Consider the following 25,138-nt stretch of genomic DNA (forward strand, 5'->3'; position numbering starts at 1 on the left):
GATGACAAATCTTTCGCCCTGTCCGCTGGAATGCTGGCTGCCCGATTTGCGGCGCTTCGGTCCGGTCCACCCATTGCGTGCGCTCTTGCAACGCGCCGATCGTCTCGAAGATGGCGCGAGCGGTTATCTGGACGGTCTTGCTGCTTATTTTCAATGCCGCGACGGCATGCCTGCTGCCGCACTCACGCGCGAACATCTGGCGGGCGACGCAGGTGATGCCAGTTGGCTCAACGCAGATCCTGCGTGGGTACAACCGGATCTCGGTGGTGCACGGTTGTTGGCCTGCGGCCAATTGCAGCTACACATGGACGAAGCACTAGCACTTGCCGAGCCCTTGAAGCCCGTATTCGACGACGCCGGCATCACGCTCGAAATCTCATCACCGGATCGCTGGCACCTGCGCTTGCCATCATCCATGTCTTTGCCGGATTTCGCTGCGCCGGAACAGGCGCTGGGCGAAGATCTATACGAACATCTACCGCGGGGACAGGAAGGCCGTCGCTGGCGCATTCTATTGAATGAAGTGCAGGTACTGCTGCATCAGCATCCTGTGAATGCAGCACGTCGCGCCCGTGGTTTGCCGCCGGTCAACAGTGTGTGGCTGTGGGGCGGTGGTGCCTTACCCTTGCAGGTAACGACGGCGTTGGCTGGTGTTATCAGCGAAGACCTGTTGCTGCTCGCCTTGGCCAATCGCGCCGGCATTAAGGTACAGCCACGCAGTGCGCATACGGTCAGTGGCGCGCAGGCGGGTTGGTTGATTGATCTTCAAGATCTTGGCGTTGATGACATTGCCATCACCTGGTGGCCGTTGTTACAGATGCAATGCAAACGCCAATCGCTGAGATGCAGCTTCGCCAGTGGCGAGCGCTGGCTCTATCGTTCATGGCACCGTCTGCGTTTCTGGCGGTGGGTCGCAACATGAGCAAACTGCAATTACGCCAGCGCCTTTTGCTGAGTGAACCGGCAGGATGGGGTGATAGCTTGCACCCGTTGCTGCAGCGTATCTATGCCGCGCGTGGCGTCTTCAGCCCCGATCAGGCGGAACACCGTTTGAATCGTATGTTGCCGCCGCGGCAGTTGGGCGGCATGCAGCCTGCGGTCGCATTGCTGGCGCAAGCCATTCGCGACGATGCCTCGATCATGATCACCGGCGATTACGATTGCGACGGTGCCACTGGCACGGCGGTGGCTGTGCGCGGGCTACGCCTGCTCGGCGCGCGCAAGGTGGATTACGCGGTGCCGAACCGCTTTGTCCACGGCTACGGCCTGACGCCGGAATTGGTGGCTTCGCTGCCCGATCACGTACAGCTTGTGGTAACCGTTGATAACGGTGTCGCCAGCGTAGCTGGCGTCGCCGCTGCGCGGGCGCGTGGCATGCGCGTCATCGTTACGGATCATCACTTGCCCGGCGAGCTCCTCCCGGCTGCGGATGCCATCGTCAATCCCAACCTGCATGGCGATGATTTCCCTAGCAAGGCATTGGCTGGTGTAGGTGTCATGTTTTACGTACTGCTCGCACTGCGAGCGCATTTGCGCGAACAGGGGCATTTCAGCGTCGGCGCCGAGCCCGATCTCTCAGTGCTGCTCGATCTGGTTGCGCTGGGTACGGTGGCCGATCTGGTGCCGCTGGATTTCAACAATCGCGTGTTAGTGGAAGCCGGCATGAAACGCTTGCGCAGCCGCCGTGGCTGCGCCGGTATCACGGCGCTGATCGAAGCCAGCCAACGCAGCGTGTTCACGCTGTGCACTAGCGATCTTGGTTATGCCGTCGGGCCACGCCTGAACGCAGCGGGCCGACTGGAAGATATGCGGCTGGGCGTGGAGTGCCTGCTTACTGATGATGCCCGCCAGGCGCGTTATTACGCCGAGATGCTCAGCTCGATCAACCAGGAACGCCGCGACCTGCAAGCGACGATGGTGGCCGAGGCCGAGCTGATGGTGGCGCAGACCACCGGCGTGGATGAAAACAAGGTTGGCGTGAGCTTGTTCGAGCCGAGCTGGCATGCAGGCGTGGTGGGTTTGGTGGCTGCCAAGCTGAAGGAGCGACTGCATCGTCCGGTCATTGCGTTTGCGCCGGCAGGTGAAGACGATCCGGATCACCTACGTGGTTCGGCGCGCTCGATTTCCGGTTTCCACATTCGTGATGCACTGGCGGCCATCGATGCGCGCCATCCGGGATTGATCGAACGCTTCGGCGGGCACGCCATGGCGGCTGGCCTGAGTTTGCGCACGCAGGACTACCTGCGTTTCGCTGCCGCTTTCGATGCTGTGGCCCGCGAGTGGTTGAGCGAAGAGCAACTGCAAGCGGTGCTTTACACCGATGGCGAAATGCCGGCCGGCATGTTCACGTTGGAGATGGCCCGCCTGCTGCGTTTTGCGGGGCCATGGGGCCAGGCATTTCCCGAGCCGGTGTTCGAGAATTGCTTCGAGTGTTTCCGTTGGCGCCAGATGGGCGAAAAACATCTGCGCATGAGCTTACGCGATCCGCGTGACGATGCGCTCTATGATGCCGTGATGTTCAACGCCTACGATGGGCATCCTCCGCCTACCATGTTGCGCGCGGCCTATGAGCTGACTATTAACGATTGGCAGGGGCGCGCATCGCCGCGCCTGCTATTGCGGCACATCGAGGCCACCTGACGCGCCTGAACGATAAGACACTTGCGCGTGCATGCAAATCGCGTTTGGATAAGCAAAACCGCTGCAAGGAGTGATCGCCATGATCGAACAACTCCCCAGTCTGCCTGCCGGTATTCTGGGTTTTCGCCTGCGCGGCATCGTTACTGCGGATGACTACGAGAGCGTGATGGTGCCGGACATCGAAGCGGCCTTTGCGCTCAATCGCAAAGTGCGCTCCATCATCCACCTGGGCGACGATTTCACCGGTTTCGCCCCGGGCGCCATGTGGGACGACGTCAAACTCGGCTTCCGTCACATATCTGGTTGGGAGCGTACCGCCGTGGTCACGGATGTGGGTTGGGTGCGCGTGATGTCTAGCGTATTCGGCTTTGCTATCCCTTCGCATTTCAAACTTTTCAGCAATGCCCAGATGGACGATGCTATGCGCTGGATCGCGGAGCCCAGATAGCCTGTCAGCAGTGTGCGGCAGTATCATGCAGATGGGAGAGGACGCAGCGGGACGGCGATGGCACAAATTTGGCACACACGATGTGCCAAAGCTTGTATCCAAATGCAAAACAACGCACTACATCGCAAGACACAGTGCGTTGTTTTTATTGAAACTAATGGTGGAGCGGAGGAGGATCGAACTCCCGACCTTCGCATTGCGAACGCGACGCTCTCCCAGCTGAGCTACCGCCCCACTCGAACTTTGCATGGTAGCAGTGGACCCTTGATCGAGCCAAGCCCTCGGTCTAGTCCGGCAACAGGCTGCCCAGGCGACCGTAAAGCACGCCGCAGCGCCATCCTTCCAGGGCTTCCGGCCATGCCTGCGTGACCACGTACTCCTCCAGCACCTTGCGCGAGCAGAGCAGGCCGGCGGGCAGGTCAAGTTCGATGGCCAAGGTGTTGACGGCTTCTTTCATCGCATTCAGGGCCTGCTTGGTCTTGCCTTGCGGAAGGGAAGGGATGGCTTGGGTGGTGGCGATTTCTTCGTCTGTTACGGGTTGGGCGAGCAGCTCGAGCAGCTCGGCGCGCTGCTGGGAGCGTAGGGCACGCTGTCCGCTGCTGCGCTGCTCCAGTTCGTCGGAGCGTTTGGGCGGTTGCTGGGCCAGGCTCATGGTGAGTGCATCTTCCAGCAGCCAAGGGCGTGGGCGATCGAGTCGGCGTGCGGCAGCATCGCGCCATAGCAGGATGCGGCGCAGCAATGCCTGTTGCTCGCGCGGCCATTCGGCGGCGCTGCGCAGGGCCAGTTGTGGTTGCTGGTCGCCCAAGCGCTGGCAGCTTTTGCGCTTGAGCCGCGCGCAATCTTCCGCGTGCCACGCGTTGCGGTCGCGTTGCGCAAGGCGCTCGGCCAGTTGTTGGTGGATGGTGTGCAAGTACACCACGTCCAGCGTGGCGTAAGCCCTTTGCGAGGCAGTGAGCGGTCGCTGCATCCAGTCCGAGCGTGTTTCGCCCTTATCGAGTTCGGCGCCAGCGAGTTCGGCGACCAGCGCACGGTAGCTGATCCCCAGGCCCATGCCGATGAATGCCGCGGCAATCTGCGTGTCGAACAATACGCGCGGACCTTCCGGCAGCCAGGGCGCTAGCGTTTCCAGATCTTCGCTGGCGCTGTGCATTAGTGTGATCACGTTCGCGCTTTCGAGTGGTTGCAGTGCCGTGGCGATGTCGAAAGCAAGTGGATCGACCAGCGTATAGCGTCCATCCAAGCCAAGCTGCAGCAAGGCAAGCTGAGGATAGAAGGTATTTCGGCGCATGAACTCAGTGTCTAGCGCCAGTACCGTGCCGGATGCGGGGGCGTCCAGCCACTGTTCAAGTTTGTCGCGTTGATCGATCCAGTCCGCCAGGGGCGGCTGCACAGGAAGAGGCATGCATGTTCCTTGGAGCGACAGGACACGCAATTGGCGATTGCCCCATCAGCGGTGGTGCCATATGTTAAACATTGAACCATAGCAGGACAGCCACGGAACGCCCACCATGCCAAGCAAGGAAACCGTACAACGCCAACGCGCATTCGGCGGGGCGCTTGGCGTGCTTGTGCTGGCCTTTGGCCTCACATATCACTTTTTTCCGGAAATCTTCCACGTCAGCCCTGAGGAAGTGGCTAACCCGCCTTCGCCGGTAGTCGGCGGCCCGATGCGCTCACAGCCTGCCCGTGTGGGCAGCGTGTTGCCCTCGCCGCAGGAGGAATTCAGCGCCGGTCCGCCGTTGACACTGGCGCCGACAGCGGTGATTGCCGCGCGCCTCAGCCGTAGCCATGCGGTACTGCCCGAACAGCTCACGGCGGATCCGCCGGCGGTACGGGCCTTGATCGAGCGTGCGAACAAAGCTTTCCTGGCAGGGCAGGTGGCGGGGAACAAGAACAGCGCGGCAGCCTTGTATGAGCAGGCCGTGAAGCTTAAGCCCGATAGCCGTGCCGCGGTACAGGGCTTGGAGCAGGTGCGCACCCATTTGATTGCAGAGATCACCCAGGACATTGCTATCGGCGATTCCGAAGCGGCGGGTACGCTGCTGGATAACCTCAAGGCCATGCCCAACACGGCCACCGACATCGCTCCGCTGGAAGCCAGCATGAAGACCCTGATGACGGTGCGGCCGATATTGGCCAAAGCGGCGGACTTGTTGCAACAAGGCAAGGGCGACAAACCCAGCGGCGACGATGCACTGGAGTTGTATCGCCTGGTGCAGAAGCTTGATCCGGAGAACGCCGTGGCCGCGCAGGGCATCTTGCGCGTGCAGCGTGTGGTACTCGACCGCGCACTGGCAGCCGTCGCGCAGAACGACTTTGCCGGCGCCGAAACCGAGATTGCCGAGGCGCAGTCGATCCAGCCCGATTCACCACAAATGCAGGATGTGCGCAGCCAGGTCGACAGTATCCGCCAGCAGCGTGCGACGGGCGTGCTGGCGCAGGCACGCTCCGCGCTGGACGCCGGCAATATCGCGCTGGCCAAACAACTGGCGGGACAGGCGCAGTCGATCAGTCCGCAACTGACTGGCATCGCGGAGTTTGAGGAGCAGATCACCAATGCGCGCCTCTACGCCAGCTATCGGCCCGGCCAGGTATTTACCGACCGTTTTGTGGATATGAACGGACAATCGCCCACCATGCTGGTAGTGCCCACCGGCAACTTCATGATGGGTGCGCCGGATGGTGAGCAAGGCCGTACCGATGCGCAGACGCCGCAGCATCGGGTCACCATCAGCAAGGGCTTTGCGCTGTCGCAAACCGATATCACAGTGGGCCAGTTCCGTGAGTTCGTGCGTGCCAGCGGTTACAAGCCCGATTCGGTGACCCATGGCGGTGCCAGCGTCTACGACGAGCGCACCGGCGTGATGCGCGATGATTCCGGCGCCACTTGGGAAGACGATTATGCCGGTCATTCGGCCGCCAACAATCTACCTGTGGTGAATATTTCCTGGAAGGATGCCAACGCCTACGTGCAATGGCTAAGTCAGCGCACGGGCAAGATATTCCGCCTGCCTAGCGAAGCAGAGTTTGAATATGCCCTGCGTGCAGGCAGCGCCGCGCGTTACTGGTGGGGCGCTGGCACACCCAAGAGTAAGGTGGAAAACCTCACGGGTTCGCTCGACCGTTCACCCAGTGGGCGTCGCTGGAGTCATGCATTCCAGGACTACGGCGATGGCTATTGGGGCCCTGCGCCAGTGATGAGTTTTGCGCCCAATGCATTTGGCCTGTACGACATGGATGGCAACGTTTCCGAATGGATGACCGACTGCTGGCACGACAATTACATTCGTGCACCCATGGATGGCAGTGCATGGGTGAACCCCGGATGCTCGATACGCGTGGTGCGTGGCGGCTCCTGGGGCAGTTCGCCGGAGCAGGCGAATTCGGCGTATCGGCAGGGGGCGGATGCGAATGTTCGCAGCGGGCGTGTTGGGTTCCGTATTTTGCGCGAGTTGTGAGTCTTGCCGTGCACGTACGCACCTTGAGATACATCGAGAAGTGGACATCTCCTACGTTTGTCCGTCACAACGGTCTCAGAATAGGACATGGCCGGTTCATGCTACTGTGCGATTGCAAGACAATTCATCGCACTGTCGCGTCTTCGCCGCAGTTTTCCTCTGTTTTTCGATGACGGAGCATCGATCCTGATGTCGTTTGACCGTTTGATCCCTGACATCCTATTCGGCTTTACCGGTTTGATCAGCATCATCAACCCGGTCGGCATGGCGTTTGTCTTCCTGGAGCGCACGCGATCGCTCACGGATGCGGAACGCTCGCAGCTCGCGAAGAAAGTGGCGGCCAATATTTTTTTACGCTGCTTGCGATTTTCTTCGTGGGTGCTCCGGTGCTGAATTTTTTCGGGATATCCATAGAAGCGTTGCGCATCGGTGGTGGTTTTGCGGTTGCGGCGGCCGGCTGGTACATGTTGAACGAGCCTCACGTGCCGGCAAGCGAGGCGCCCCAGCCAGGAGGCGATCTGCCCAGCCTTATGGCCAGTGCTTTCTTCCCGCTTGCCGTGCCGTTGACGGTTGGGCCAGGCACGATTGCAGCCGGCATTGCGCTGTATGCGAATCGCCCAAGTGGAGCGCGTGAGTATGTGCTTACCACCGTCGTTTCTTTTGCCGTCGCTGCACTGGTGGCGTGCGTGATATGGCAAACCTATAGTCGCGCGACGTTGTTGGCTCGCTCTCTGGGCGCGGAAGGCACCAAGGTTGCCGTGCGTATCTCTGCCTTTCTGCTGCTCTGTATTGGCGTGCAGATCATGTTGACTGGATTCTCCGAGTTCCTGCAGTCGATCGCTGCACGGGGCAGGTGAGGCCGTTGCGTATTTGCTTGTCGTCCAAGCGCATCATGGTCCACTGCAGGCTATACCACGGGTCGTTCGTGCCTGCCGTCACCACGCACCTCACCCTGGATCTACGCGAGGCAGGCCATTGAATAATCCGAATAACGAACCTCAGCGCGTCCTGCGGTTTTGGCGCGACCTGGAAATCTTCAACATCCCCAATCCACCCACGACGAAGGACAACACGCCGCAAACCAAGGTCACCACGTTGCGACGTAGCGACGTTCTTTCGACCTTGCCGTGGCACCTGCCCGAATGGGCGGCCACCGAGCACCACACCGCCGTGCACGTGGTGTACATCGGTGTCGCGGACATCGAAGACCTGGCCCGTTTGACGCTGCGGGCACTCCTGCCCGATGAAAGCCTGAGCGAGCGAGAGATCCAGCGCCTCAAAGGCCTAGGCTGGCTGGCCGCGTTCGTGGTCAACGAGCAGGGCATCCCGAAGCCTGACAGCTACCTGCCCGCGAGTTTCGCGCACGGCGTGGACGCCTTCCGAAAAACCGGCACCCTGGACAACATCAACGCCCGCCTGCAAAGCGCCCAGGAGGAATTCGCGCAGCGCTGCCATCGCGCCGCCTCCGCGCCGCCTCCGCGCAGGACAACGCCGATGCACCCGCGGTGTTTGCGGGCCTGCCGATGGACTGGGACACGCTCGATGCCGAGCGCGAGATCGTGCGCGCGCTGATGGGGGATGCGGCCCAAACCGCGAAGCTGCGTTGGCGTGTGGTCGTGCGGTCCAGTCACATCAAGAAAAGTCGAGAGAAGGACGCGCTCGAAGCCGCGGCCGATTACCTCAATTCGTTTTATCTGGACGATCTCGATCGGCTGATCAAGCAGGCGGACCAGCAAAGGCCGTTCGGCAGCGCGCTGACCCGTTATCTGGGCGAGGCGATTCATCCGCAGGGACGGGTCGACATCCTCACCACGCACACCTCGATGGCGGAGCTGGTCAGCGCGCAGCACCTGCCCAGCGCGCGCTGGGCAGCGCCGTCGAAGTACCCGCTGGTACTGGCTCAGCAGGCCGCGGTTGCCTACGTGTTGCGTACCTTGCAGCAAGGCTCGGGCATGATCGGCATCAATGGGCCGCCGGGCACGGGCAAGACCACGTTGCTGTGCGACGTGATCGCCGAGATCGTTACCGAACGCGCCCGGCGCATCGCGGCGCTCGACCGCCCCGTGAGCCTGTTCGACGAAGCCATCACCCTGGCGGGCAAACGCTTTACGCCGCTCAAAGCGTCAGTGATGGAAGGCACCGCCATCGTCGTCACCAGCAACAACAACAACGCGGTCAAGAACATCACGCAAGAGTTGCCCGCCCGCGCCAAGATCAGCCATGACGAATTCCCCTCCGCGGCGTATTTCGAGGAGGTCATCCGCGAGGTCTTCCACTACCAGAAAGTGTTCGACGACGAGAAACAGCCCGTGGACGGCAAGAAGCAGCCGATCGACGCCTGGGGTCTCATTGCCGCCGCACTTGGCAATGTCGGCAATCGCCGTTCCTTCGCAGCGGGATTCTTTCGCGACGAGTATGCGGCCAAGCCTGCGCCCGAACAGACGGAATCGTCCGGCGAAGCGGACGACGTGGATGCGGATGCCGATATCGAAGCCACCCATGATCCCGTCGCGATCAATGCGGGCGATCAAGAGCCCCCCAGCATGAAGCAGTTGCTGGAAGCCGCCACCAACGAGTACAGGCGCTATCAGGACGAGTGGTTACAGGCCAAGCGCAGCTTCCTCGATCTGTACGCGGAGTGGGAGTGCCAGCGCGACGTCCTCATCCAAGCCGAGAACGCGGCTCGCGAACTGGATCGAAGCCAAGCGCAGCTCGACCAGCTCCAAGCCGATTGCCAAGCGGCCGACAAGGCCGCAGCCTCGCAGGAACGAGCACTGACGGCCTGCCGCGAACGACAGGCGGATCAGCGCACCCTCGTCCAGGCGAATCAAGCGGCGCTGGCCCACTGCCAGGCAACACATTTGCCCAACCTATGGGATCGTCTGATGCAATGGCTGGGCCAGGAAACACCGCGCATGGCGACACGGCGGCACGCGTTGGAAGCGCCTACACGCACCCTGCACGAGGCCAGCGCCTTGCTGGCCACCCTGGCACGCGAGGCGGTGGAAGTGGAAGCGGCCTTGCGGCGCGAGCGCGAAAAGCAGCAAACCGCCTCACGCGATCTGGCAACGTTGCAGCGGCAACGCCAGATGCATCAGCAAGCCGTCGACGCCGGGTTTGCCGCGGGCGCGAAACACTTCCCCAATACCGCGTTCGCGTCGCTACCGACCGAACTGCGCCATCGCGCCAGCATCGCGGTCCATCCCGCACTGGACCAGCTCCGTGCGAAGCTGTTTCTACAGGCGGTCGAACTGCATCGCGTGTCCATTCTCGCCAACGCCGGCAAGTTCATTGGCAACCTGTGGGTCGTGAACGGGATGCTCACCAACGGCTTGCAAGACAAGCTGCCCCTCGATCAACGTCACTGGCTGTGGAATGTGTTCTTCTTCGTCGTGCCTGTCGTGTCCACCACGCTGGCCTCGTTCGATCGGCTGTTCGCCGGCATGGAGCAGGACAGTCTCGGCTGGCTGTTAATCGACGAAGCAGGACAGGCTACGCCGCAGTCGGCCGCCGGTGCCATCTGGCGCAGCCGGCGCGCCGTCATCGTGGGCGATCCGTTGCAGATCGAGCCGGTCTTCACCGTGCCCTTGCGCTTGACCGAGCAGTTGCGTCGCCAGCATGAGGTCGATCCCATCTGGTCGCCCGCCGACGAATCCGTGCAGACGCTCGCCGACCGCATCACCCCGTTCGGCTCGTGGGTCGAGCAGGCGGCCGACTGCGACGATGACGCCTCCCGCATCTGGACCGGCATGCCGCTGCGCACGCACCGACGCTGCGACGATCCGATGTTCTCGGTTGCCAATCGCATCGCCTATGCCGATCAGATGGTGCACGGGAACGTCGATGAGGCCGGCGTACCGAAGCCCACGCTGTTTTTCTCCGTCCTGGGCGAGAGTGCCTGGTTTCAGGTGGCGTCGACGCGCGTGAGGCATCCGGTCTCGCAGGATGAATTCGACGTGCTGCGCCAATGCCTCGCCGACCTGCGACGCGAACCCGCCCGACTCGTGAATGACTCAGGCAAGCCCGTTCGCACCTACGTCATCTCGCCATTCCGCAAGGTGAAGAACGCCTGCCAGAAGGTCGTGAACGATGGCGCGTTCAAGGGCGTCGAGTGTGGCACCGTGCACACGTTCCAGGGCAAGGAAGCCGAGATCGTGTTTCTGGTGCTCGGCACGGCCCCCGGAGCGCAAGGCGTCGGCGCGCGCGAGTGGGCCAAGAGTAAGCCCAACTTGCTCAACGTCGCGATCACGCGCGCGAAATACCGGCTGTATGTGATCGGCGATGCGCAACAATGGGGCGGCCTCACTTATTTCCGCGCGTTGCATGCCGCGCTAACGTGCTAGAGCCTGTCGTCATGAGGTGTTGAAATATGGTTAACTACCCGCCATCGAATCTTGCTGGATGGAATCCTCTGTGACTGCAGCCTATCGACGCCATGACATTTCCGATGAAAAATGGGGTTTGCTTGAACCCCATTTGCCGGGTCAAGCGGGCCGATGGGGGCGTGTAGCCAAAGATAATCGGCAATTCATCAACGCAGTGTTCTGGATACTTCGCACCGGAGCGCCGTGGCGAGATTTACCACCCGAGTACGGCGATTGGAAGAATACCCATCGGCGCTTTTGTCGCTGGCGCGATAACGGCACATGGGAAGGTCTGTTGGAACGTGTGATGGATGAGCCGGACTTTGAGTGGCTGATGATCGATGCCAGTCACTGCAAGGTTCATCCTCATGCAGCGGGAGCTCGTGGCGGCAATCAGGGCATAGGTCTCACAAAAGGGGGCGCAACACCAAGATACATTTGGCCGTGGATGCGCATGGTATGCCAGTCCGAATTCTTGTTACAGAGGGTACCCGGGCAGATTGTTCGCAGGCTGCGGAACTGATCAAAGACATTCCTGCTGAGCATCTCATGGCCGACAAAGGTTATGACAGTGATGCCATTGTTGAGCAGGCTCATGAGCAAGGCATGCAGGCGCATATTCCGCCACGTAAAAACCGAAAAGAGCCGCGCGACTACGACACGTACCTGTATCGTCATCGCCACCTGGTTGAGAATGCGTTTTTGTACCTGAAACAGTGGCGTGGTGTGGCGACACGCTACGCGAAGAATCTGTCCTCTTTCCTTGCCGCTGTGCAAATTCGCTGCCTCGTCATGTGGCTCAGAATCTTATGACGACATGCTCTATGGATATCGGCCGGGAAAATCGGCAAGGCAGGCCATTGCTGTCACGCGAAAGCGCTGCTGGCGATATGACTGGGTGGTGGAATTTGACATCAAAGCGGCGTTCGATCAGATCGACCATGCGTTGCTTCTGAAGGCAGTGCGCAAGCACATCAAAGAGGACTGGATGGTGCTGTATATCGAACGGTGGCTACATGCGCCGTTCGAGATGAGCGACGGAACTCAGCTTGTGCGAGATCGCGGTACCCCGCAAAGGGGTGTGCTGACGCCTCGAACAATGTTGCATACTTTTCATTCCGTCGCCCGAATCATTCGAATCCTCGCTGGTGAGCGCTCCCGGCTGCGGATCAACCCTGAACACAACGACGATGTCGTCCTTGTGGATTTCGACGCGCTTGACCAGGCCCAATACGATCCTGCGCTTCGTTTCCAGGTCAAGCGTGCCAAGTTTCTTGCTAAGGGCACCTGCAAATTCCTCAAGCCGATTGATGACCAGAAATAGTTCGCGTTGTACGGCCCCTTGTTGCCTTGACTCAAGGATCTGCTGGTCAATCTGCTCAAGCCGGCCCTTCAGTTGCTGCATCTTCGGCTCAAAGTCGGTCTTATCAATGATCCCATCTGCATAGCTATCGATCAGCCTGGACTTGCCTTTTTCCAGTTGCAACCGCTGCTTTTCAAGGCTGCTCGTATCGAAGCTATTTCTTTCATTGCGCTCCATCATATCCAGTCGACGCTGATATTCGTTCTTCAATCGCTCCGGATGTCTAAGTAATTCCACTACCTGCTGCCATACCAGATCATCGAGTTTGTCCGTTCGAACCTGCAGATTGTCACAGATGCGTTGACCGCCGAAACGATAGGCGTCGGTTCCAACACAGCGATAATAGGCATAGTCTCGCGGATGGCTCTTGGACGCGGCCTTGCTCACCTTTTTCGCATAGTAAGCGTAGTGACATTGACCGCAGACTGTCAGTCCTTGCAGCAGACGCAGCGGCGCACTCTCGCGCCTCTGGCGTGCCAGCTTGCGGTTCTCGACGAGTTGTTCTTGCGCCGATTCAAACAGCGCCGCGCTGATGATGGCTGGCACCGGAATCTCGATCCAGTCTTGTGGGTCGGTACGTGTTGTTGAATGCGGTTTTTTTGGCACGTCAGCACTATGACGCTGGGCACGCACGCGCACCTGCAGGTGATCGCACGACTTCGTCTTGCCGAACGCAGCCCGCCCCATGTACGCGGGATTGCGCAATATGCCCCACACCACGCTTCGATCCCAATAGGGTTTGCCTGACGCCGTCACAGTACCCGACTCGGTGAGGCGGCGTACCACGTCCCCTATGCTCAAGCGGTCCATTCCCACCCACTGGAAAATTGCCCGGACCGTCGCTGCTTGGGGTAGCTCGATCACGTACCGGGCCGGCGTTCCATCGAGCTGCCGGCGAATGTAACGGTAGCCGTAGGGTGCCCCGGACAGGACATTGACGCTGCCACGTTTTGCGCCGTGAAGCTTGCCACGGCGGTGACGTTCGGTGATCTTCGCCCGCTCGTATTCCGCGATCATGCCCTGCATCTGCAGTAGCAGTGATTCTTCCGGTGACGCACCGATGGCGTGATTGAGGAACACGACCTGCATGCCACAAGCTGTGAACTCTTCCATCAGCAATGCCTGGTGCGCATATTTGCGCGCCAGCCGGTCCGGTGACAGGATGTAGAGCTGGTCGATCGTGCTGAGCGCAGCACAGTCCCTGAGTCGCTCTAGCTGTGGCCTGATGAGCGTCGCACCACTCACGCCAGCGTCAACGAAACACATGTCATCGGCGATCTGCGCGCCATCAGCTGAAATACGCTCCTTCAGTGCAGCCAGCTGGCTTTCAATGGTGCCGCGTTTGTTTTGCTGCTCGGAGGATACCCGCGCATAGAGCGCGACCATCGTATCTTTGCTCATCGTCTACCTCGCTTGGTGGTCGCTTGCCTGGTCACTGCAGACGGCTTCGCGGACGGCTTTGCCGTGGACCGTGCTTCGATGGGATTGATTTGCTCGTACGCCTTTTGCAGCTGTTCCTGGGCGTGGCGGTTCGGCTCGAAGGCCAGATGTACCCGCCATTGTTTACGTCCTCGGCGCATCACCGCACCTTCCTATCAATGGGAGTGACCGTCTCAAGGACGAGGTTCACATCAACCTTGGAGCAGCTTCTGGACCACGGCGCCAAACACTCCCTTGAAATGCGCAGGCCCCATTTTAAGCGGCAGTTTGCTCTGTTGTTGGTGGTGTTATAAGCCCACTCTTGATGAACTTGTTCATGCACTATGTATTCGATACCTGGATGCAACGCTTATACCCGCCATGTCCTTTCGCCCGTTATGCCGATGATGCAGTGATTCACTGTCGCAGCGAGAAGCAGGCGCAGGAGGTCATGATGGCCATCGCCCAGAGGCTGGCCGAATGCGGACTGACGATGCATCCGGAGAAATCGAAGTCGTGTACTGCAAGGACAGCAAGCGCACGCAGACCTATGCTGAGAGGTTCACGTACAGTTTTGCGAGAGGCTCCGGGTGAAACTCCTGGGGTCTACTCTCCCCGGTGGATATTTACTTATTGAATATATAGCGTATCAACGACCTGCAAAGCCGTGTGCGCCGGTTCGATTCCGACCTCGGCCTCCATTGCAAACAAAGACTTAGCGCCCTTGTTGCGCTTTTTCTTTATTGGCAGCGCGAGCAGCTATGAGGTGTGCGCAGATGTCAGGCGATCAGGCGAATATCATCGGACGTAAGGGGTCCCGGCGAACGCGGCGTTGACGCCGACGAAGCCGCGTTGCATCACGCTTACGAAAGCCGTTTCAGGCTTCCGCTTCTTGCGAAAGGCGTGGAGTGCCTCGCCGTAAGCAACCACTAGTGTGGCCATCAGCATGGCTGCTGCGAGACGAGCATCAGGGTCGGAGTGTGGTCTACCCACTGCATCGGACAGCACTCCTGCAAGATCATCAGCGAGCGTCACCTGAAGTTCGCGTGCGCGTGCTGTAAGTGCCGGACTCTCCGCGACGGTGCGCCAAAAGCGGATGGGTCGCTGGGTGATCCGAAACAGAGGATGTTGTTTCTCCACCAGCGTACGCATCAGTGCCTGGAACGCAAGGATGGGCGATTGCTTGCCGCGATCGGTGAGTGCTTGACGCACCAAGGCCCGCACTTCCTCTTCGCGATCGAAAACCAGGTCCTCTTTACGAGGGAAGTAATTGAATACGGTCTTTCTGGCGACGGATGCTTCGCGCGCAATGTCGTCGACCGAAACGTTTTCGAAGCCGTGTTCGACGAACAAGCGTGTTGCGACGTTTGAAATCGTCTGACGCGTCATCGCCTTCTTGCGGTCCCTGACGCCAGGTTGATTTGACATGCGGATGCTCATATCGTAAAAATTTACACTGAGTATAATATTTATGCCGTAATGAGGATATTGCCTTGATTTATGACGTTGTTGTTGCGGGAGCGGGCCCTGTCGGCCTGTTTCTAGCCTGTGAACTACGCCTCGCGAACCTTTCCGTGTTGGTGCTGGAGCAAACCGAAGATCCGCGCTCCCCCTTGAAACGGCTTCCGTTCGGCATGCGCGGGCTTTCATCGCCCACCCTTGAAGCTTTCTACCGTCGCGGCTTGCTGGACGATGTCGCGGGTGCAAGCCCGATGCAAGGTGGGAAGGGCTTTGTGGCGCTGCAGGCAAAAGATGGCTCTGGCAGTGGCGCTCCGGCCGCCGCGCATTGGATGAACCAGCCGCATCGTCCGGGCGGGCATTTCGCCGGCATCCAGTTCTATCTGGACAACGTCGATGCTTCGAAATGGCCGTACCGCCTGCCAAGTCCGGCCGGCACCAACATGATGGTCGATATGGAGTCCCTCGAATCCATCCTGGCTGCTCGCGCGCGCGAGATGGGTGTCGACATCAGGCGCGGTTTCGCTGTTGAAGCGTTCGATCAGTCGTATGACGAGGTAACCGTTCGTGCTGATGGCGAGACGTTCCGTGGACGCTGGCTGGTTGGATGCGATGGCGGTCGCAGCACGGTGCGCAAGCTTGGCAGTTTCGAGTTCGTCGGCACCGATCCCGAGTTCACTGGCTATTCCGTTGAAGTCGAGATGGCTGATCCTGACAAGCTCAGCCCGGGTCGCCACTACACTCCAGCGGGCATGTATACCTACTCGCCGCCGGGGACGGTTGGGATGGTTGAGTTCGACGGCGGCGCTTTCCATCGGACTCAACCCATTACGCGTGAACACGTGCAGGCAGTGTTGCGTCGTGTTTCCTGCATGGACGTCACTGTGGCGAATCTTCAGCTTGCAACGACCTGGACGGATCGCGCCTATCAGGCGACCACTTACCACAAAGGACGGGTGCTGCTTGTCGGCGATGCCGCGCATGTTCATTCGCCCTTGGGCGGCCAGGGGCTCAATCTCGGGCTGGGTGATGCGATGAATCTTGGCTGGAAGCTGGCTGCCACGATCCGTGGCGATGCGCCGGACGATTTGCTCAACAGCTATGCGAATGAACGGCATCCAGTGGGGAGGCAGGTTCTTGACTGGTCGCGCGCCCAGGTCGCGCTCATGCGGCCAAGCCCGAGTTCACGCGCGGTTGAGGCCGTCATCCGTGACCTTATCGACACACGCGATGGCGCGACCTACTTCGCTGAGCGTGTATGGGGTGTTTCTCTTCGCCATGACCTTGGCGATAGCCATCCGCTGGTGGGTCGCAGCGTCCCTGATTTCGAGTTAGCCGATGGAACGCGGCTTGGCGAACTGCTCAGAACAGGTGGAGGCTTATTCCTGGACTTTGAGGCGGGTGCGTCGCTTCAGATGCTTGTCACTCGCTGGGGTGGCCGAGTCGCTTATGTCGCAAGCGATGCAAAGGATAGGCTGGGCTTGTGTGCTGTGCTCGTACGACCCGATGGCATGGTTGCCTGGGCCGTTGAAACCACTCCTGATCTGGGTGAAGTTGCTCAAGCCATGTCGCGATGGTTTGGCGAGCCCGGTGAGGTGCGTGAGTTGGACGCTGCAGCATGCGTTTAACGGTGTGCCAATTTGAGCGAAGGAAGCCAGCCGTTCAACACCATCAGGTACCGGTGGTAGCAATGACCTTTGGGAGCTGTGTGGCATAGGTCTCCGATATCGGATTTACGAATATATGGCCACCCGATTAGGCGTTGTTCGGTTGCGCGGGCGATCCCTTGACGACATGACGCAATAACCAAGCCAGAATGGGCGGGGTCACCATCGCGGTCAGCAAGGACATGGCCACAATGATCGCGTACATCTGATCGTTGAAGACCCCGGCAGCCAGTCCAAGGCTGGCAATCACCACGCCCACTTCGCCACGTGGCACCATGCCGAAGCCCACGATGGCGGCACTCATTTTGCCGAGCGACAGCGAGCCAAGGAAGCCGCCCAGCAGCTTGGACACAATGGCGATCAACGTGACCACACCTAGTGCGATCAGTGCATCGACGTTGGCGAGCTGCTGCAGGTCGATCTTGCTGCCGGTCAGCACAAAGAAGAACGGGGTGAGCAAAGCCAGCAAGGGCTGGATCTGTTGTTCCAGCGTGTGTTGCTGGCGGGTTTCGGAAGCGATCATGCCGGCCAGGAAGGCGCCGATAATGGCGGCAAGTCCGAACAACGTGGAGACATAGGCCAGGCCCAGGCACAGCGCCAGCACGATCAGCAGCGGCGAATACACGTTGCGCGGCTTGTCCAGCCAGGTGGAATTCCAGCGCATCACGCGCGTGCCCCCCCAGCCAATCACCGCGATAAAGCCCATGGCACCTGCGAGCACCATCACCAGATGTATGGGATTGAAGCCCTGGCCGCTTTGCAGTGATACCACTACACCGAGCAGCAGCATGGCGAGGATATCATCGATCACTGCCGCCCCCAGGATGACCTTGCTTTCCATCCGTTGCAGCACACCAAGCTCTTGCAATACGCGTGCGGTGATGCCGGCGGAGGTTGCGACGAATGCAGCCGCGACAAACAGTGATTTACCCCACTCATAACCGCTGGCATGGGCCCAGAAACCGCCCATGGTAAAGGGCAGTAGTACGCCTAGCACACCGACCAGAAAGGCCGATTTGCCGACTTTCTTCAGATCTTCCAGGCGGGTTTCCAAACCGACAGAAAACAGCAACAGCACCACACCGATTTCCGACAGTACATCCAGCGGCGTGCCTGCCGCGATCTGATCTGGCGTAATCCAACCAAGCAATGAGGGGCCGATCACACAGCCGGCAGCAATTTCGCCGACCACGCCGGGCAATTTCAACCGTTGCGCGATCTCAGCGCCGATCTGGGCGGCGATGAACACAATAAACAGTGAGAACAGAATTTCGTTGGCATGGTGCATGGTCGGCATCCATCGATCATGAGCATCCTGCTCATCCTACCTGTTCATGAAGCCGATGACACGGTTGCCGGGCTTGGGATTTTGTCTAGTCTGGCGAAAACGCGGCTGGCTATCGCGGTGATCACGGCAAGCACGATTACTGTCCAGCGGAACGCCCCTACATAAGCTTCACTTCCCTGGCCGTGTAGCAAGGTCTGCATCAGTATGGTGGCCAGGGCAATGCCGAAGCTCATTGACAGATATTGCGTGGTGGAGGCCATCGACGACGCCATGGAAGCATGCTTCACGTCCAGATCAGCATAGATCAGTGTGTTCATCACGGTGTATTGCATGCCCATGAAACCGCCGTAAACATAGACCAGCAGCACAATCAGCGCCATGGGTGTATGCGGACTAAGCAAGGCAAACATGGCCAGCAGCACGGCCACGATCAGCGTGTTGCCGAACAGCAGACGGCGATAGCCCATGCGCACCAGCATGCGGTTGACCAGCCACTTGACACTGATCAAGCCAAGTGCCTGCGGCATCATCATCAGGCCTGCCATCAGCGGCGACCAGCCGCAGCCCACCTGCAAAAACAGCACGATCAGCAGGAACATGCCGCTCACGCCCAACCGGGTAAGCAGATTGCCCGACAGCGCCACCCATACGCTGCGCACCTGCAACAGGCTCAGATCTGCCACGGGATGATCAGTGTGACGGCTATGCCAGACGTAGGTGCCGCCGAAGACAATGGCCATGACTATCAGTGAGCCCATCCACACCCAGCGAATGTCCTGCTCCGTGGCGAATTCCGAAGCGGCCAACAGCAAGGCCGAAGAGGCGGCAAACAGCATAAACCCAAACAGGTCGAAACGAGGGGCCTTGTCCAGCCGGTACTCGGGCATCTCGCGCCGGTTGAGCCACAGCCCGACGATACCGACCGGCACATTGAGCAGAAAGATCAGTCGCCAGTTGGTGTATTCCACCAGCGCGCCACCCAGCAACGGCCCAAGCACGGAACCCAGCAGGCCAAAGGTGGCGACGATACTCATTACCTGCACGAACTCACGTTTGTCGATCGTGCGCACCAGCACATAACGACTTACTGGCATCAGCGCCGCGCCACCACAGCCCTGCAACACGCGCGCCAGCACCAGCTCCGGCAGGGTTTGCGAAATGCCGCAAAATAAGGAGCCGATGGCGAACACGCTGATCGCTACGCCAAACACCCGACGGGTACCGAAGCGGTCGCACAGCCAGGGGCTGGCCGGGATCAGTATCGCTAGGGTCAACACATAACTGGTCAGCGCACTGCGCATATTCAGCGGTGTTTCGCCCAAGGCGTTGGCAATGGCCGGTACCGCCGTGTTGACAATGGTGGAATCCAGCGTCTGCATGAAGAACGCTGCGGAAACCAGCCAGATCAGGCCGCGGTAACGCTCACGTGTGGAGAATGTATGTCCGACTGCTGTGGCCGAGTCGCTGGCGGCGGAGGAGGCGGGAGAAGCGGCGGGCATGGGCGCTATGATACTTGTTGCAACAGTTACTTGCTCGGAAAGGGCTGTGCCGGAGTCGGCCCGATTTTATGGAGGTCGACTGCCATCCCTGTATCACGAGTTCTTCCATCCCCTTATCCATAATCCGCGAATCGTTACACTTTTGGCATGAGCAAAACGTCAGTCTCTCCCTTGCCGGCACAACGCATCGACGATCTGCGCAAGCAGATCGAACACGCCAACTACCGCTATCACGTGCTCGATGACCCGGAGATCCCGGATGCCGAATACGACCGCTTGATGCGCGAGCTGGAAACGCTGGAAACCGAACATCCGCAACTGGCCACGCCCGATTCGCCCAGTCGCCGTGTCGGCGCGCGCGCCGTAGGCGGTTTTGCGGAAGTACGCCATGTCTTGCCGATGCTCTCGCTCAGCAATGCTTTCGAGCATGACGCCGACAACGATGGCGCGCGTTATCGTGAAGTGGCTGAATTCGAACGCCGCATCGAGCAGACCTTGGGTCGCAAGCATCCGGTATTTTCGGTGGAACCCAAGCTCGACGGCTTGGCTATCAGCTTGCGCTACGAGAATGGTGTATTCGTGCAGGGCGCCACTCGCGGCGACGGCGAAACTGGTGAGGACGTTACTGCCAACCTGCGCACGGTGCGTGCCATTCCTCTGCGCTTGCGTGGGAAAGATTGGCCGCATGTGCTGGAGGTGCGCGGCGAAGTGATCATGCTGCGCAAGGCTTTCGAAGCCTTCAACGCCTACGCGCGCGAACACGGCGAAAAGCCGCTGGCTAACCCGCGCAATGGCGCAGCGGGTTCGCTGCGGCAGCTTGATCCGGCCATGACGGCCAAGCGCAAGCTCAGCTTTTTCGCCTACGCCGTGGGTGCGGTCGAAGGCGGTGAATTGCCCGACACCCATTCGAAGACTTTGAAAAAACTCCGCGAATGGGGTTTTCCGGTTTCCGCTGAAGTGGATGTTGCCAAAGGTTTCGACGGCCTGATCACCTATTTCAAGCGAATCGGCGCCAAGCGCGACAACCTGCCTTACGACATCGATGGCGTGGTCTACAAGCTTGACGACTACGCCGGTCAGCGCGAGATGGGTTTCGTGGCGCGCGCACCACGCTGGGCGATTGCGCATAAATTTCCTGCGCAGGAGCAGAGCACCACGATTGAAGCCATCGAGATCCAGATCGGCCGCACCGGCGCCGCCACACCGGTTGCGCGATTGACGCCCGTGCAGGTCGCAGGCGTCACGGTGACTAATGCTACCCTGCATAACGCCGATCAGGTCGCGCGTCTGGATGTGCGTGTTGGCGACACCGTCATCGTGCGCCGTGCAGGCGATGTGATCCCCGAAGTGGTGCGCGTTATCGTCGAGCGGCGCCCGCCCAAGACGCATCCCTGGAAAATGCCTACGCATTGCCCGATCTGCGGATCGGTGCTGGTGCGCGAGGAAGGCGAGGCTGCATGGCGATGTTCGGGCGGTTTGGTTTGCGCAGCGCAACGCAAGGAGGCCTTGATCCATTTTGCATCGCGCCGCGCCATGGACATCGAAGGCATTGGCGAGCGTTTTGTCGATGCTTTGGTCGACTTCGGTTATGTGCACACGCCGGCCGATCTGTACAAACTTACGCTCGATCACTTCCTGGACATGAAGCAGTGTGCCGATGAGCGTGATGGCACCGTGCCGGAAACCGTCAAAGCAGGCAAGATCGCGACCAAATGGGCCGAAAACCTGGTGGAGGCGATTGAGGCTAGCAAGAAGACCACGCTGTCGCGCTTTCTCTATGCGCTGGGCATTGTGCATATCGGTGAAAGCACGGCCAAGACGCTGGCAAGCTGGCTCGGCCGCCTGGATTGGGTGCGCAGCATGCCAGCGTTGATTTTGCGCGAGCTGCCCGATATCGGTGCCGAAGTCGCCGGCTCGATCGCGGCCTTCTTTCGGCAGGACGGCAATCGCACCGTGGTGGATGCCTTGCTTGTTGCCGGCATTGTCTTGAGCGACGAGGCTGATCCTTCACCACGTCTTCATCAGAAACTGAGTTTTGCCACGTTGCTGGAAGATGCGGGCATCCATGGCATCGGCCGTCGCAATGCCAATTTGCTGGCCATGCATTTCCCCAGCATCAGCAAGCTGCATGCGGGTGGCAGCGCCCACTGGATCACGGCAGGTTTGCCGCAAAACGCAGCAGTCAGCCTGGACGAGTTTCTTGCCGACAAGGACCGACGCGCTACGCTTCAGGAAGCGGAAGCCGCCATGCATCGGTTACTCACCGCCACACCGCAAACGGGCATAGCCGAAGCACTCCCGCTGGCAGGCCAGACCGCTGTGCTCACCGGCACGCTGTCCGCGATGGGGCGTGATGAAGTCAAGGAAAAATTGGAAGCACTCGGCGCGAAAGTGGCGGGCAGCGTTTCCAAGAAAACCCATTTTGTGGTGGCAGGAGAAACAGCTGGTTCCAAACTCGACAAAGCCCAGGAGCTGGGGGTGGAGGTATGGGACGAGGCACGTTTGCTTGAACTGTTCAAGAAACACGGAAGCTGAATCCCATGGTTGCCCATACCGTTACGCCTTTCCACCAGCGCCTGCAGGGACGTGCCCAGCTCTACGCATTGATTCGGGCTTTTTTTGCCGAGCGCAGCGTGCTGGAAGTGGAAACGCCGATCCTGTCCGCGGCCGGCAACACCGACCCGAATATCGAAAGCTTCAGTGCGCCGTTCAGCGGTCATGTCGACGCTGGCGCACGCGAACGCTGGCTGCGTACCTCACCGGAATATCCGCTCAAGCGACTGCTCGCCGATGGGGTGGGTGACTGCTATGAACTCGGCCGCGTGTTTCGCAATGGTGAGGCAGGGGAACGGCACAACCCCGAGTTCACCATGCTGGAGTGGTATCGCGTCGGTTGGACGCATCGTCAGTTGATGGAAGAAACCATCACCTTGGTTGAAGCCGCACTCGCCACGGTAGGACGCCGTGCCGAAGTGCTGATTGAAGGGTATCGCCAGTTTTTTATCGACGAACTGGGCATCGATCCGTTGCATGCGGCCATCGACGAACTACGCGAGCCGCTGGCGCCATACCGCATCGACCCGGAAGGGCTGACACGCGACGATTGGTTGGATCTGTTGATCACCCACAAGCTGCAACCTCATTTCCCGCGTGGCCGTATCACAGTGATTCACGATTATCCGGCTAGCCAGTCGGCGCTTGCACGCATTCGTCCAGGCGAGCCGCCGTTGGCCGAACGCTTCGAGCTTTATCTGGGGCCTCATGAGCTGGCCAACGGCTATCACGAACTCAACGATGCAGCCGAACAACGAGCGCGGTTCAAACACGACAATGCGCGTCGGCGCGAGCGTGGTCTGCGTGAAATGCCTATTGATGAGCAATTGCTCGCCGTGCTTGGCCAGATGCCCGATTGCGCGGGTGTAGCGCTTGGGATCGAACGCCTGTTGATGTGTCTTGCAGACACCGACCGCATCGGCGACGTGCTTACTTTCCCTTTCTCACAAGCTTGACCCGCCGAAAGTTCTCTCTTTTCCTAACCTGGCTTTTGCGTCAATCCAAGCTCAATGGCGTACTTGAACAGATCCGCATCCGTCTCGATGCCGAGCTTGCGCATCGCGCTGACTTTCTGCGTGCTGATGGTCTGCTTGCTGCGTTCAAGCTTCTCCGCGATGTCATTGATGGTGGTGCCGCTCACATACAGCTTGATCACCTCAAGCTCTCGCGGGGAAAGTCGTGAAGAATTCGTGGAGGGAAGTGCCTTGATCATCTTGGTGATGCGTGGCGAGTAATACTTGCGCTTGCTATGCACGGCCTGCACGGCGCTGCGCAGGTGCGACATGTCGTCGCCCTTACTCAGGATGCCATCCACGCCACACACCAGGAGGCTGCGGATCAGCACGGCCTTGTCCATGCTCGTAATGATGACGATGCCCAAGTCCGGGTAGCGTTCGCGCAAAAAGCCTATCAGCTCAAGCCCATCACCGTACTGGCCGCCCGGCATGGCGTAGTCGGTGATGAGTATGTCGCAGGCTTGCGAATCGAGCAGCGCGACCAACTGGGTGGAGTCAACCGCAGCCCCGATCCGCTTCACCATGGGGATGTCATCGAGCGTCGCTTCAATACCTAGGCGGATGACCGGATGGTCGTCGGCCAAGGCGACACGAATATGGTTATCCATCCTGGTCCGTGCCTATTGCAAAGTCGAGAGGAAGTTGCACCTGACTGCCCAAATTATCGTAATACAACTCGTCAGGTTGAACACTTATGGCGTGTGCTAGCTTAAGCACTGTATGAAGGGTCGCGAACCCAAGGAGCCTGCTTTGACGATACGGGTAGCCATAGCCGATGACCATCCTACCTTGTTGGCGGGAATGGAGCACCTGTTATCCAAAGTGGAAGGGATCACCCTGATCGGGCTGGTCACCAACTCGACGGAGCTGGTGGAACTGCTGGGCCGCTCAAGCTGTGACGTCGTCGTGACGGATTTTTCCATGCCAGGCGGTCGCTATGGTGATGGTCTTACATTATTGCGCTTTCTCAAGCGTCGCTTCCCTAACGTACGGCTGGTGGTGCTGACCAGCATCGAAAACAGCGCAGTCATGAAAGGCATTATGGACGTGGGCGCGCTAGGGCTGGTCAGTAAATCAGATGACCTTAGCCACCTTGAGGTCGCCATTCGCATGGCCCAGCTTGGCAATCGCTACATGTCGCCGGCAAAGAGCGAACAATTGCTGGAACAGTCCCCGGAGATACGGGCCATCGATGATCACGCCGTGCACCTCAGCAAGCGCGAAACCGAAGTGTTGCGCATGTATGCGGAAGGTCTGACCGTATCGGAAATTGGGCAGCGAGCCGGTCGCAGCAGCAAGACCATCAGTGCGCAGAAGATGGCTGCCATGAAAAAGCTTGGCCTTCGGCACGATGCTGACATCTTCAAGTATGCGCAGGCTCATGGTCTGGTTCAGGCATCACAAACATCACAGAAAAATGCACATCGCGGTGACAATGATGTCTGAATAATCTTACGTGTTGTGGGTTTTGCTGTGGTGTTCGATAGGTATCGTCCGATAGCGCGTCGCTGTGCGTGCAGGTAGCCTCTGTTCAGTCGAGGCCGATCTGTAATTGGCCTTTCACGTACAAAGGGCCTTATGGACGAGTCGTACGACGCCGCCGTCTCTGCCGTGCTGCTTGGGTACAGCGCACTTAGCAAAACACAGCGTGCAGTCTTCATGGACCTCCTTAATCAATTCACGTTCGTGTCGCCACAACAGCAACGGCGCATCGCGAACGACTGGTTGCGCTCTTGTCAGACGTCTGCGAACCCCGCTGTCCGCATGATTGCTGAATCGGCTGCTGTGTACGTCATCGATAGCAAAAAGTCCCGCACGGCCAGAAAAAGCAAGGTCTGACTGGAGAGCGACGATTTCTCCATACCTGCTTTACCCGCGCAGCATGAGCTTGCCAATGCGCGTGCTGGTTTCCATTAAGACAACGCTGAATAAGTATCACCGTCGATCAATTTCAAGGTGTGGCGT

20 protein-coding genes, 1 tRNA gene and 2 pseudogenes are annotated in these 25,138 nt (G+C 59.5%); 16 read left to right on the plus strand and 7 right to left on the minus strand.

What is annotated here, in order from left to right; all coding sequences use genetic code 11:
• Window position 1 precedes the first annotated feature (1 nt).
• The 3 genes from EO087_RS00790 to EO087_RS00800 all read left to right on the plus strand — a co-directional run bounded on the left by EO087_RS00790 (window position 2) and on the right by EO087_RS00800 (window position 3,088).
• Window positions 2–922 carry a phosphoglycerate mutase gene (locus EO087_RS00790; RefSeq protein WP_128897195.1) on the plus strand — a complete coding sequence of 307 codons (921 nt, stop codon included), beginning with the start codon at window positions 2–4 and terminating at the stop codon, window positions 920–922.
• A complete protein-coding gene (recJ, locus tag EO087_RS00795) occupies window positions 919–2,640 on the plus strand; it encodes a single-stranded-DNA-specific exonuclease RecJ (RefSeq protein ID WP_128897196.1) in 1,722 nt (573 codons plus the stop codon). The genes EO087_RS00790 and recJ overlap by 4 nt, the downstream gene beginning before the upstream one ends.
• Before the next feature lie 79 nt (window positions 2,641–2,719).
• Window positions 2,720–3,088, plus strand: coding sequence for an STAS/SEC14 domain-containing protein (locus EO087_RS00800; RefSeq protein ID WP_128897197.1), 369 nt, complete (start codon window positions 2,720–2,722; stop codon window positions 3,086–3,088).
• 158 nt (window positions 3,089–3,246) lie between these two features.
• On the opposite strand, the gene EO087_RS00805 is transcribed toward EO087_RS00800, so the two are convergent.
• Both EO087_RS00805 and EO087_RS00810 read right to left on the minus strand, forming a co-directional pair.
• A tRNA-Ala gene (locus EO087_RS00805) sits at window positions 3,247–3,322 on the minus strand.
• A 52-nt stretch (window positions 3,323–3,374) separates the two neighbouring features.
• Window positions 3,375–4,490, minus strand: a complete 1,116-nt coding sequence (locus EO087_RS00810; protein ID WP_128897198.1) for an HRDC domain-containing protein — start codon at window positions 4,488–4,490, stop codon at window positions 3,375–3,377.
• Between the two features lie 106 nt (window positions 4,491–4,596).
• Here EO087_RS00810 and EO087_RS00815 point away from each other — a divergent pair, with 106 nt between their 5' ends.
• The 7 genes and pseudogenes from EO087_RS00815 to EO087_RS16525 all read left to right on the plus strand — a co-directional run bounded on the left by EO087_RS00815 (window position 4,597) and on the right by EO087_RS16525 (window position 12,234).
• Window positions 4,597–6,546, plus strand: coding sequence for a formylglycine-generating enzyme family protein (locus EO087_RS00815; RefSeq protein ID WP_128897199.1), 1,950 nt, complete (start codon window positions 4,597–4,599; stop codon window positions 6,544–6,546).
• An 87-nt stretch (window positions 6,547–6,633) separates the two neighbouring features.
• The gene (locus EO087_RS16345) at window positions 6,634–6,939 is read left to right on the plus strand and encodes a hypothetical protein (protein ID WP_205744402.1); all 306 of its coding nucleotides are present in this window, start codon (window positions 6,634–6,636) and stop codon (window positions 6,937–6,939) included.
• On the plus strand, window positions 6,933–7,403 hold the full coding sequence (locus EO087_RS00820; RefSeq protein ID WP_205744403.1) for a MarC family protein: 471 nt from the start codon (window positions 6,933–6,935) through the stop codon (window positions 7,401–7,403). Before EO087_RS16345 ends, EO087_RS00820 begins: the two co-directional genes overlap by 7 nt.
• 118 nt (window positions 7,404–7,521) lie before the next feature.
• Entirely contained in the window at window positions 7,522–8,118 is a 597-nt protein-coding gene (locus EO087_RS16520; RefSeq protein WP_240669089.1) for a hypothetical protein, read from the plus strand.
• Window positions 8,052–10,889: an AAA domain-containing protein gene (locus EO087_RS00825; RefSeq protein WP_240669090.1), complete on the plus strand. Its 2,838-nt coding sequence runs from the start codon at window positions 8,052–8,054 to the stop codon at window positions 10,887–10,889. Before EO087_RS16520 ends, EO087_RS00825 begins: the two co-directional genes overlap by 67 nt.
• A gap of 58 nt (window positions 10,890–10,947) precedes the next feature.
• Window positions 10,948–11,723 (plus strand): annotated as a pseudogene (locus tag EO087_RS00830) (IS5 family transposase).
• Window positions 11,724–11,727: 4 nt separating this feature from the next.
• On the plus strand, window positions 11,728–12,234 hold the full coding sequence (locus EO087_RS16525) for a reverse transcriptase domain-containing protein (RefSeq protein ID WP_128897201.1): 507 nt from the start codon (window positions 11,728–11,730) through the stop codon (window positions 12,232–12,234).
• 336 nt (window positions 12,235–12,570) lie between these two features.
• Here the strand turns inward: EO087_RS16525 and EO087_RS16530 are convergent.
• Window positions 12,571–13,674 (minus strand): annotated as a pseudogene (locus EO087_RS16530) (recombinase family protein); the annotation flags it as partial.
• Between the two features lie 355 nt (window positions 13,675–14,029).
• Between EO087_RS16530 and EO087_RS00845 the strand changes: the two are divergent.
• Complete coding sequence (locus tag EO087_RS00845) at window positions 14,030–14,329, plus strand: reverse transcriptase domain-containing protein (protein WP_240669091.1); 300 nt, start codon at window positions 14,030–14,032, stop codon at window positions 14,327–14,329.
• A 161-nt stretch (window positions 14,330–14,490) separates the two neighbouring features.
• Here EO087_RS00845 and EO087_RS00850 read toward each other — a convergent pair whose 3' ends face one another.
• Window positions 14,491–15,132, minus strand: coding sequence for a TetR/AcrR family transcriptional regulator (locus tag EO087_RS00850; RefSeq protein WP_240669092.1), 642 nt, complete (start codon window positions 15,130–15,132; stop codon window positions 14,491–14,493).
• 53 nt (window positions 15,133–15,185) lie between these two features.
• On the opposite strand from EO087_RS00850, the gene EO087_RS00855 reads away from it, so the two are divergent.
• A complete protein-coding gene (locus tag EO087_RS00855; protein WP_128897203.1) occupies window positions 15,186–16,778 on the plus strand; it encodes an FAD-dependent monooxygenase in 1,593 nt (530 codons plus the stop codon).
• A 127-nt stretch (window positions 16,779–16,905) separates the two neighbouring features.
• Here the strand turns inward: EO087_RS00855 and EO087_RS00860 are convergent, their stop codons facing one another.
• Together EO087_RS00860 and EO087_RS00865 are read right to left on the minus strand one after the other, a co-directional pair.
• Window positions 16,906–18,105, minus strand: coding sequence for a cation:proton antiporter (locus EO087_RS00860; RefSeq protein WP_128897204.1), 1,200 nt, complete (start codon window positions 18,103–18,105; stop codon window positions 16,906–16,908).
• 44 nt (window positions 18,106–18,149) lie between these two features.
• Window positions 18,150–19,604, minus strand: coding sequence for an MFS transporter (locus EO087_RS00865; protein WP_128897205.1), 1,455 nt, complete (start codon window positions 19,602–19,604; stop codon window positions 18,150–18,152).
• Between the two features lie 147 nt (window positions 19,605–19,751).
• Between EO087_RS00865 and ligA the strand changes: the two genes are divergently transcribed.
• Window positions 19,752–22,139 carry an NAD-dependent DNA ligase LigA gene (ligA, locus tag EO087_RS00870; RefSeq protein WP_128897206.1) on the plus strand — a complete coding sequence of 796 codons (2,388 nt, stop codon included), beginning with the start codon at window positions 19,752–19,754 and terminating at the stop codon, window positions 22,137–22,139.
• Between the two features lie 5 nt (window positions 22,140–22,144).
• Entirely contained in the window at window positions 22,145–23,113 is a 969-nt protein-coding gene (gene epmA, locus EO087_RS00875; RefSeq protein WP_128897208.1) for an EF-P lysine aminoacylase EpmA, read from the plus strand.
• Window positions 23,114–23,136: 23 nt separating this feature from the next.
• On the opposite strand, the gene EO087_RS00880 is transcribed toward epmA, so the two are convergent.
• Window positions 23,137–23,781, minus strand: coding sequence for a response regulator transcription factor (locus EO087_RS00880; protein ID WP_128897209.1), 645 nt, complete (start codon window positions 23,779–23,781; stop codon window positions 23,137–23,139).
• Between the two features lie 142 nt (window positions 23,782–23,923).
• On the opposite strand from EO087_RS00880, the gene EO087_RS00885 reads away from it, so the two are divergent.
• Both EO087_RS00885 and EO087_RS00890 read left to right on the plus strand, forming a co-directional pair.
• On the plus strand, window positions 23,924–24,619 hold the full coding sequence (locus EO087_RS00885; protein ID WP_164931725.1) for a response regulator transcription factor: 696 nt from the start codon (window positions 23,924–23,926) through the stop codon (window positions 24,617–24,619).
• Between the two features lie 132 nt (window positions 24,620–24,751).
• Window positions 24,752–25,012 carry a hypothetical protein gene (locus EO087_RS00890; RefSeq protein ID WP_128897211.1) on the plus strand — a complete coding sequence of 87 codons (261 nt, stop codon included), beginning with the start codon at window positions 24,752–24,754 and terminating at the stop codon, window positions 25,010–25,012.
• Window positions 25,013–25,138 lie beyond the last annotated feature (126 nt).

The sequence above is a fragment of the Dyella sp. M7H15-1 genome, from assembly GCF_004114615.1.
In the GTDB taxonomy this organism is placed as follows: Bacteria; Pseudomonadota; Gammaproteobacteria; order Xanthomonadales; family Rhodanobacteraceae; genus Dyella_B.

Coding starts and splice junctions, on each gene's coding strand:
- EO087_RS00790 (WP_128897195.1), top strand. CDS start 2: ATGACAAATCTTTCGCCCTGTCCGCTGGAATGCTGGCTGCCCGATTTG.
- recJ (WP_128897196.1), top strand. CDS start 919: ATGAGCAAACTGCAATTACGCCAGCGCCTTTTGCTGAGTGAACCGGCA.
- EO087_RS00800 (WP_128897197.1), top strand. CDS start 2,720: ATGATCGAACAACTCCCCAGTCTGCCTGCCGGTATTCTGGGTTTTCGC.
- EO087_RS00810 (WP_128897198.1), bottom strand. CDS start 4,490: ATGCCTCTTCCTGTGCAGCCGCCCCTGGCGGACTGGATCGATCAACGC.
- EO087_RS00815 (WP_128897199.1), top strand. CDS start 4,597: ATGCCAAGCAAGGAAACCGTACAACGCCAACGCGCATTCGGCGGGGCG.
- EO087_RS16345 (WP_205744402.1), top strand. CDS start 6,634: ATGGCCGGTTCATGCTACTGTGCGATTGCAAGACAATTCATCGCACTG.
- EO087_RS16525 (WP_128897201.1), top strand. CDS start 11,728: ATGCTCTATGGATATCGGCCGGGAAAATCGGCAAGGCAGGCCATTGCT.
- EO087_RS00845 (WP_240669091.1), top strand. CDS start 14,030: ATGCACTATGTATTCGATACCTGGATGCAACGCTTATACCCGCCATGT.
- EO087_RS00850 (WP_240669092.1), bottom strand. CDS start 15,132: ATGAGCATCCGCATGTCAAATCAACCTGGCGTCAGGGACCGCAAGAAG.
- EO087_RS00860 (WP_128897204.1), bottom strand. CDS start 18,105: ATGCACCATGCCAACGAAATTCTGTTCTCACTGTTTATTGTGTTCATC.
- EO087_RS00865 (WP_128897205.1), bottom strand. CDS start 19,604: ATGCCCGCCGCTTCTCCCGCCTCCTCCGCCGCCAGCGACTCGGCCACA.
- ligA (WP_128897206.1), top strand. CDS start 19,752: ATGAGCAAAACGTCAGTCTCTCCCTTGCCGGCACAACGCATCGACGAT.
- epmA (WP_128897208.1), top strand. CDS start 22,145: ATGGTTGCCCATACCGTTACGCCTTTCCACCAGCGCCTGCAGGGACGT.
- EO087_RS00880 (WP_128897209.1), bottom strand. CDS start 23,781: ATGGATAACCATATTCGTGTCGCCTTGGCCGACGACCATCCGGTCATC.
- EO087_RS00890 (WP_128897211.1), top strand. CDS start 24,752: ATGGACGAGTCGTACGACGCCGCCGTCTCTGCCGTGCTGCTTGGGTAC.